A 7,101-nucleotide genomic window follows, 5' to 3' on the forward strand; every position below is an offset into this window, starting at 1 on the left:
CGGTGCTCGCGACCGGGGTCGGCCGCGGCGTCGGGGCCCTCTGGATGGGCGTCGCGCACAGCGTCGGCTGGGTCGCCCGCGGCGTCGGCCGGCAGGCCGCAACCGCCAAGGAGATCGATCCCGAGCATCGCCGCGACGGTGCCGGCCTGCTCATGCTCGGCCTGGCCATCCTGGTCGGCGTGGCGGTCTGGGCGGGTTCCGCCGGTCCGGTCGGCGCCCGGCTCAACGACGCCATGCGGCTGTTCTTCGGCGGCCTGGCGGTGCTCCTGCCACTGCTGCTGCTCTACGGCGCGGTCCGCTTCATGCGCAAGCCCGCCGACCCCGAGCACCGCGGCCGGTCCGTCGTCGGCTGGAGCGCGCTGGTCGTCTCCACCGCCAGCCTGCTGCACGTGTCCCAGCGCCCGGCCGACGACCTCGAGATGACCAGCTCCGGCGGGCTCATCGGCTACGGCGTCGGCTCCCTGCTGGAGAACGCGGTGACGGCCTGGGTGGCCGTACCCCTGCTCGTGCTGTTGTTGATCTTCGGTCTGCTGGTCATCACCGCGACCCCGATCAACAAGATCCCCGAGCGGCTGATGCTGCTCACCGACGTGCTGCTGGGCCGCTCGTCGGCCCGGGCCCCGCTGCCCGACCCGGACCTGCCCGACCTCGACGAGCCCGGCGACGAGGAGCCCAAACGGCGTGCCCCGGCCCGCCGCCGGCAGGGTTCGCTGGCCGACATCGGGCTCGCCCCGGACCCCGACGACCTCGACGTGGACGACGACCCGATCGTGCACGACACCGTCCTGGTGCCCCGCGGCAAGAAGGTGCCGGCCAGCCGCAAGGCGCCCGAGCCGCCGGAGCACTCGCCGCTGCCCACCCGCGCCGAGCAGCTGGACATCTCGGCCGTCGAGGGCGACTACCGGCTGCCCCCGCCGAACCTGCTGGGCAAGGGCGCGGCGCCGAAGTCCCGCAGCAAGGCCAACGACGAGATCATGACCGCGCTGACCGGGGTCTTCGACCAGTTCAACCTGGACGCGCAGGTCACCGGCTTCACCCGGGGCCCGACGGTCACCCGTTACGAGGTCGAGGTCGGCCCCGGCGTCAAGGTCGAGCGGATCACCCAGCTCTCCCGCAACATCGCCTACGCGGTCAAGTCGCCCGACGTGCGCATCCTGAGCCCGATCCCGGGCAAGAGCGCGGTCGGCGTGGAGATCCCCAACACCGACCCGGAGAACGTCTCGCTCGGTGACGTGCTGCGCTCGCACGCGGCCACCGCCGACCACCACCCGATGCTGGTGGCGCTGGGCAAGGACATCGAAGGCCGCTTCGTGGTGGCCAACCTGGCCAAGATGCCGCACATCCTGATCGCGGGCGCGACCGGCGCGGGCAAGAGCTCCTGCCTCAACTCGCTGCTGGTCTCGATCCTGACCCGGGCCACCCCGGACGAGGTGCGGCTGCTGCTGGTCGACCCCAAGCGGGTCGAGATGACCGCCTACGAGGGCATCCCGCACCTGGTCACGCCGATCGTCACCAACGCCAAGAAGGCCGCCGACGCCCTGGAATGGGTCGTCCGCGAGATGGACATGCGCTACGACGACCTCGCCGCCAACGGGGTACGCCACATCGACGACTTCAACCGCAAGGTCCGCAGCGGCGAGATCACGGCACCGCCGGGCGTCGACCGGGTGATGAAGCCGTACCCGTATCTGCTGGTGATCGTCGACGAGCTGGCCGACCTGATGATGGTCGCGCCGCGCGACGTCGAGGACTCGGTGGTCCGGATCACCCAGCTGGCCCGGGCCGCCGGCATCCACCTGGTGCTGGCCACCCAGCGCCCCTCGGTCGACGTGGTCACCGGCCTGATCAAGGCCAACGTCCCGTCCCGGCTGGCCTTCGCCACCAGCTCGCTGGCCGACTCCCGGGTCATCCTCGACCAGCCCGGCGCGGAGAAGCTGCTGGGCCGCGGTGACGGCCTGTTCCTGCCGATGGGCGCGTCCAAGCCGGCCCGCTTCCAGGGCGCCTGGGTCGACGAGAAGGAAATCGCCGACGTCGTCAAGTTCTGCAAGGACCAGCGCGAGCCGGAGTTCCGCCCGGACGTGACGGCGCCGCCGGAGAGCAAGAAGAAGCAGATCGACGAGGAGGTCGGCGACGACCTCGAGGTGCTGATCCAGGCGATCGAGCTGGTGGTCACCTCGCAGTTCGGCTCGACCTCGATGCTGCAGCGCAAGCTGCGGGTCGGCTTCGCCAAGGCGGGCCGGCTGATGGACCTGATGGAGACCCGCGGCATCGTGGGCCCGTCCGAGGGTTCCAAGGCCCGCGAAGTGTTGATCAAGCCCGATGAGCTCGAAGAGACCCTCGCAACACTGAGGGTCGACTGAAGGGCCTGTCCCGCCGATCAGGACGGCCTGCGCCGGGCCCAGCTTCCGCCTCGCGGCGCGGTCCGAACGGCCGAATACAACACCGGTATTCGACCGCCCGGCCCACTTGCGACGCGAAACCTGGGCCTCGGCTCGGCGACGCCCTGATCGGCAGGACAGGCCCTACGGGCGAAGGCAGGACAACCGGCGCCCGGTAGCCTTGTCGGAGTGTCGGTAACCCCTGCCCCCCGCCGTGTCGCCCTGCTCACCCTGGGCTGTGCCCGTAACGAGGTCGACTCCGAGGAGTTGGCCGCCCGTCTCGACGCCGGTGGCTGGCAGGTCAGCACGGACGCCGACGGCGCCGACGTGGTCCTCGTCAACACCTGTGGCTTCGTCGAGAAGGCCAAGCAGGACTCCATCGAGACCCTGCTCGCGGCGGCCGACACCGGCGCCAAGGTGGTCGCCGCCGGCTGCATGGCCGAGCGGTACGGCAAGGAGCTCGCCGAGAGCCTCCCCGAGGCGCAGGCCGTGCTCGGCTTCGACGACTACACCGACATCGCCGCCCGCCTCGACGGCGTGCTCGCCGGTGAGCGCTTCGACGCGCACACCCCGCGGGACCGCCGGGAGCTGCTGCCGCTGACCCCGGTCGCCCGGCAGGCGGCCAAGGTCGTCGTCCCCGGGCACGCCACCGTCGACGAGCACACCCCCGCCCACCTGCGTCAGGTGCTGCGCCGCCGGCTCGACAACGGTCCGGTCGCGAGCCTCAAGCTGGCCAGTGGCTGTGACCGGCGGTGCTCGTTCTGCGCCATCCCGGCCTTCCGGGGCGCGTTCGTCTCCCGTGATCCGCAGGAGCTGCTGGCTGAGGCCGAGTGGCTGGCCGGCACCGGCGTGCGTGAGCTGGTCCTGGTGAGTGAGAACAGCACCTCGTACGGCAAGGACCTCGGCGACCCGCGCGCCCTGGAGAAGCTGCTGCCGCAGCTCGCCGCCGTACCGGGGATCGTCCGGGTCCGGGCCAGCTACCTGCAGCCCGCCGAGACCCGCCCCGGCCTGGTCGAGACCATCGCCAACACGCCCGGCGTCGCCGCGTACTACGACCTGTCCTTCCAGCACTCCAGCGAGCCGGTGCTGCGCCGGATGCGCCGGTTCGGCTCCACCGACCGGTTCCTGGAGCTGCTCGCCTCGGCCCGCTCGCTGGCCCCGGCGGCCGGCGCGCGCAGCAACTTCATCGTCGGCTTCCCCGGCGAGACCCGGGAGGACGTGGACGAACTGGTCCGGTTCCTGACCGAGGCCCGGCTGGACGCCATCGGCGTCTTCGACTACAGCGACGAGGACGGCACCGAGGCCGTCGGCCTGTCCGGCAAGGTGGACGAGGACGAGATCAAGCTCCGGTACGCCGAGATCAGCGAACTGGCCGACGAGCTGTGCGCCCAGCGGGCCGAGGACCGGCTCGGCTCGGTCGTCGAGGTGCTGGTCGACACGATCACCGACGGCGAGATCGAGGGCCGCGCCGAGCACCAGGCGCCCGAGGTCGACGGTTCCACCCTGCTGGTCGCCGGCGAGCAGGGGGTCGACCTGGCCGCGCTGCGCCCCGGCGACTTCGTCCGGGCCCGGGTCACCGGCACCGAGGGCGTCGACCTGGTGGCCGTACCCGTCGAAATGATCTCCGCGGCACCGGCAGCGGCAGCGTCGTGACCGACGAGCCGGTGCCGGTGGCCGTGCCGCGGCCGGTCTCGCTCTACAACCCGGCCAACGTCCTGACGGCCGCCCGCATCGTGCTCGTCCCCGTGTTCGTGGCCTTCGTCGTCGTCTCCGGCATGGTCGACTCCGGCTGGCGGATCCTGGCCTGCCTGACCTTCTGTGTGGCGTCCGCCACGGATTTCGCGGACGGCTGGATCGCCCGCCGCTACGAGCTGGTGACGTCCTTCGGCAAGGTGGCCGATCCGATCGCCGACAAGGCGCTGACCGGCAGTGCGCTGGTGCTGCTGTCGGCGTACGACCGGTTGTCGTGGTGGGTGACGGGCCTGATCCTGGTCCGGGAGTGGGGCGTCACGGCGCTGCGGTTCTGGGTGATCCGGTACGGCGTCATCCCGGCCAGCCGCGGCGGCAAGCTCAAGACCGCGCTGCAGATCGCCGCGATCGCGTGGTTCCTGTGGCCCGTCCCGGAGCCCTTCGACCTGGTCGGCACGGTGCTGATGGTCGCCGCGCTGATCGTGACCGTGGTGACGGGTGTGGACTACGTGTTGCAGGCGTTGCGCCTGCGCCGGCGGGCCCAGCGGGTCTGAGGACGCGCCCTGCCCGGACTTGGCAGAATCGGGACATGAGCGAAGGCAGGATCGATGATCCCGGGGTGGCCGCCGCCGCGGTGGTGCACGCCCTGGTCGACCGGCACCAGACGCTGTCGGTCGCGGAGTCGCTGACCGGTGGCCTGCTCGCCGCCACGATCGTCGAGATCGCCGGGGTCAGCGCGGTGTTCAAGGGCGGCATGGTGGTCTACGCCACCGAGCTGAAGCACACCCTGGCCGGCGTTCCCCGGCAGCTGCTGGACGAGCGCGGACCGGTCGATCCGGACGTCGCCCTGGCCCTCGCCGAGGGTGTGCGGGAGCGCTGCGGTTCCGACTGGGGCCTGGCCACGACCGGGGTCGCCGGCCCGGAGCCGCAGGACGGCAAGCCGGTCGGGATGGTCTTCGTCGCGGCGGCCGGACCGGGCGGAGCCACCGTCCAGGAGCTGAGCCTGCCGGGTTCCCGGCAGGACATCCGCATCGCGAGTGTGACGTCCGCCCTGTCGCTGCTCGTCGCCCAGCTGCGCGGCTCGACCGCGGGAATCGCGGGCTGACCAGTCGCGTTGTCTCGATCGGGTGAGTGGGTGAAACCGGCCCGCCGCCCGTCTCAGCAGCCCCGCGGGCACCCGCGCGTTCCCGCCCGTCCCGCATTTCGGCGGGGCGGGATGTCGGTGTAGCCCGTAGCGGGTACGGTTGCGGGAAGCCTCCGGCGGTTGCCGGCGGCCCCGCCGCAGGAGGAGGTGCCATGGTCCTGCTACGCCGGGTTATCGGTGACGCACTTCGGGCGCGCAGGCAGGGTCAGCATCGCACGCTGCGTGAGGTGTCGACCGCCGCCAACGTCAGCCTGGGGTATCTCTCCGAGATCGAACGTGGCCAGAAGGAAGCGTCCAGCGAGCTGCTCGCCGCGATCTGCGAGGCACTGGGCGCGCGCCTGTCCGAGGTCCTGGGTGAAGTGAGCGGCACGCTCGCGCTCGCCGAGGGGATGGACGGTGTTCTCGCCCCGCTCGAGCCCACCACCGTCGAGACCAGTGGTGCGGGTGCCAACCCCGTTCCGCTCACCGGCTCCCCGATCAAGGCGGCTCCGGTCAAGAAGAGCGAGGCCCCGGCCGTGCGCCAGGTGACCTCCGACGGGACGGTCTCCGTCTCCGTCCGGAGTGAGTCTCCGCTCAAGGCGACCCTGCACGCGACCCGCAAGCGCGGGCGCGACATCGTCTACGCAGCCTGATCCTCAGCACCGCCCCTACGCGTTCCGGCGTCGCCGGAACGCGTATCGGCGCGTAGCCTCGATGTCGGGGGAACCCTCGTCCGACCCTGAGATCCCCCGTAGGTCACGTGACGCCGGTGGCGTGGAGCTGACACGATGGACTTCGCGCCATCGTGAAGACCCCTCGGTCCCGCGTCGGTGGCGCGTCCGACTGAGCGACATTGAGGGGATACCGCGGATATGGCGAACCCGTTCGTCAAGGGCTGGCGCTACATGATGGCGCTCTTCGGCGCCAAGATCGATGAGTACGCCGACCCCAAGGTGCAGATCCAGCAGGCCATCGAGGATGCCCAGCGCCAGCACCAGGCGCTCGTGCAGCAGGCTGCCGCCGTGATCGGCAACCAGCGGCAGCTGGAGATGAAGCTGTCCCGGCAGATGTCCGAGGTCGAGAAGCTGCAGGGCATGGCCCGCCAGGCCCTGGTGCTGGCCGACCGGGCCCGGGCCGGCGGTGACGAGGCCGAGGCGCAGAAGTACGAGTCGACCGCCACGACGCTCGCCACCCAGCTGGTCTCCGGCGAGCAGTCGATGGAAGACCTGAAGACGCTGCACGACCAGGCGCTGTCGGCGGCCGGCCAGGCCCGCAAGGCGGTGGAGAACAACGCGATGGTGCTCCAGCAGCGCATCGCCGAGCGCTCCCGCCTGCTCAGCCAGCTCGAGCAGGCCAAGATGCAGGAGACGGTGGCCAAGTCGCTGGAGTCGATGTCGTCGCTCTCCGCGCCGGGCAACACCCCGTCCCTGGACGAGGTCCGCGACAAGATCGAGCAGCGGTACGCGAACGCGATGGGCCGGGCCGAACTGGCGTCGAACTCCGTCGAGGGCCGCATGCTCGAGGTGCAGAAGTCGAGCCTCGACATGGCCGGCACCTCGCGGCTGGAGCAGATCCGGGCCAGCATGGCCGGCGAGCAGCTCGGCGGCACCGCGGCCAAGCCGGCTGTGGAGGCGGGCAACAATGCCGCCCCGGCAGCCGACCCGGCCAGCGTGGCCCGGCTCGACGAGATCAGGGCAAGCATGAACGCCAAGCGTGGGGACACCTCGGCCACGGGCTGAGCACCCCACCCCGGGGAGGAGTGAACGGTGGACGAGCGGAGCAGGTACTTCCGGCAGCTCAGGAAGCTGCGGGGATCCGCGCGGCGCTGGAGCGTCGTCGGCGGAGGGCTGACCGCTGCCGCTGCCGTGCTCACCCCGTACGCGTGCATCGGTCTCGCCGACGCGGCCTGGG

General features: G+C 71.5%; 6 protein-coding genes. All 6 read left to right on the forward strand.

The features are described from left to right. Positions 1–2 precede the first annotated feature (2 nt). The 6 genes from AB0C29_RS26000 (at position 3) to AB0C29_RS26025 (ending at position 6,929) form a co-directional block, all read left to right on the forward strand. The gene (locus AB0C29_RS26000; protein WP_360825033.1) at positions 3–2,360 is read left to right on the forward strand and encodes a DNA translocase FtsK 4TM domain-containing protein; all 2,358 of its coding nucleotides are present in this window, start codon (positions 3–5) and stop codon (positions 2,358–2,360) included. A gap of 207 nt (positions 2,361–2,567) precedes the next feature. Further along, positions 2,568–4,031 carry a 30S ribosomal protein S12 methylthiotransferase RimO gene (rimO, locus tag AB0C29_RS26005; protein ID WP_360825035.1) on the forward strand — a complete coding sequence of 488 codons (1,464 nt, stop codon included), beginning with the start codon at positions 2,568–2,570 and terminating at the stop codon, positions 4,029–4,031. Next, complete coding sequence (gene pgsA, locus AB0C29_RS26010; protein WP_360825038.1) at positions 4,028–4,621, forward strand: CDP-diacylglycerol--glycerol-3-phosphate 3-phosphatidyltransferase; 594 nt, start codon at positions 4,028–4,030, stop codon at positions 4,619–4,621. Before rimO ends, pgsA begins: the two co-directional genes overlap by 4 nt. Positions 4,622–4,656: 35 nt before the next feature. After that, positions 4,657–5,172, forward strand: coding sequence for a CinA family protein (locus AB0C29_RS26015; RefSeq protein ID WP_360825041.1), 516 nt, complete (start codon positions 4,657–4,659; stop codon positions 5,170–5,172). Between the two features lie 191 nt (positions 5,173–5,363). After that, positions 5,364–5,843, forward strand: a complete 480-nt coding sequence (locus tag AB0C29_RS26020; protein WP_360549758.1) for a helix-turn-helix transcriptional regulator — start codon at positions 5,364–5,366, stop codon at positions 5,841–5,843. A 219-nt stretch (positions 5,844–6,062) separates the two neighbouring features. Beyond that, positions 6,063–6,929, forward strand: a complete 867-nt coding sequence (locus tag AB0C29_RS26025; RefSeq protein WP_360825043.1) for a PspA/IM30 family protein — start codon at positions 6,063–6,065, stop codon at positions 6,927–6,929. Positions 6,930–7,101: the final 172 nt, after the last annotated feature.

The organism is Actinoplanes sp. NPDC048791, from assembly GCF_040650095.1.
Classification (GTDB): domain Bacteria; phylum Actinomycetota; class Actinomycetes; order Mycobacteriales; family Micromonosporaceae; genus Actinoplanes.